We start from the raw sequence: 1378 nt of genomic DNA on the forward strand, positions 1-1378 counted from the left end.
GCGCCTTGCGATCCAAGCTCTTCATGGCCGCGCTCTCCGCCGTGCGATACAACCCCGACCTCAAGGCCTTCTACGAACGGCTTATCGGCAACAAAAAGACACCAAAAAGCGCACTCCTCGCCGTGGCCAGAAAGCTCGTCACCATCGCAAACGCGGTCCTCCGGCCTCAGCCCGAACCCGCCACAAACTGAGTTGATGACACAACTTATAATAGATAGTATCATCCTGGGCGCCCCTAGGGCGCGAAGGATCTCGTGATGAGGCACAAACCATGACACCCCCGTCAACTGGATTCGGAGCCCTGGCGCGTCATCGTGGGCGTTGCATGGCGCGGGGCGATGGGCTATGGTCCCCCTCCTCGCGCGGTCGAGGCCCCTGATCGGGGCCATGGACAGCCGCCCGATGCGCCCGTAGCTCAGCTGGATAGAGCGTCGGCCTCCGGAGCCGAAGGTCAGGGGTTCGAATCCCTTCGGGCGCGCCATTCCCCTTAAGTGCCTGTTTTTACTCACGAAATTACGATGTGGTCGCAACGCTCGTTGGTCATGGTGTACAACGCCGACCATGAGCGATGACGTGTCCGACACCAGATATCTTTATCAGCCGAGAGGACGCGGGTGGACCTTCAGGTGTCGCACCCCCGAGTCCCTTGTGGGGCACACCAACCCCAGGACTGGGAAGCCGTTCACTGGTGAGATTCGTGTTGGTCTGAACACTCGCTCTCTCACGGAAGCCAGACGGCAACGAGACATCATCCTCGGTGAACTCAGGAAGCTTGAGGGCCGACAAGGTGCCATTGATCTTGCAGACCTCAAGGAAGCGGTCGAGATCGGGCAACGATACCGCGCTGGGCTCGAGAAGCTGAAGGCAGGTGTCCATGAGGATGAGATTGACGAGATCGTCTCTGACCCCCTCGAAGACGACGCGCGCCGCATTGAGAAGGTGAAAGGCCCAAAAGCCGCATCGAAGTGGTTTCAGACTTCCATCGGTAAGGGCATTCCTGCGTCCGCTTTGCTGGACGACTACATTGATTTGTCCAAGGTGAAAGAGAAAACGAAGTTTGAGCAGCGGAAGGTTATTGAGTCATTCTGCGATTGGTCAGACAACATTTTCATTGAAGAAGTGAATAAGAGGGTCGCTGCATCATTTGTTCGTGAAGTCATAAAGGGCGGTACAGACAGGCACGGCAAAGGCCCGCCGAGTGGCGCGACTGTGAACAAGAAGCTGTCGGCCATGTCTGCATAGGGCTTATCCCTTTGAGTCCGGGACCACATCATGTGGTGACAGGTGGCCTGAAACGGCGTAGAACATAACGTGAACGCACGCCATTTCCGGAGCCCGACCATGAGCAAGTTTCCTCGATCCCTGCTCGAATTCCAGC

General features: G+C 57.3%; 1 protein-coding gene, 1 tRNA gene and 1 pseudogene. All 3 read left to right on the forward strand.

The features are described 5' to 3' along the window. A pseudogene (locus GHC57_RS19035) lies at positions 1–191 on the forward strand (IS110-like element ISEc32 family transposase); the annotation flags it as partial. 213 nt (positions 192–404) lie between these two features. Beyond that, positions 405–481, forward strand: a tRNA-Arg gene (locus GHC57_RS19040). 80 nt (positions 482–561) lie between these two features. Continuing rightward, positions 562–1242, forward strand: coding sequence for a hypothetical protein (locus GHC57_RS19045; protein WP_153347229.1), 681 nt, complete (start codon positions 562–564; stop codon positions 1240–1242). Positions 1243–1378 lie beyond the last annotated feature (136 nt).

This window comes from Roseospira navarrensis, from assembly GCF_009601025.1.
Taxonomy (GTDB): domain Bacteria; phylum Pseudomonadota; class Alphaproteobacteria; order Rhodospirillales; family Rhodospirillaceae; genus Rhodospira; species Rhodospira navarrensis.

Bases quoted from the DNA above. Each gene is read 5' to 3' on its own strand.
- GHC57_RS19045 (WP_153347229.1), top strand. From the start codon at position 562: ATGAGCGATGACGTGTCCGACACCAGATATCTTTATCAGCCGAGAGGA.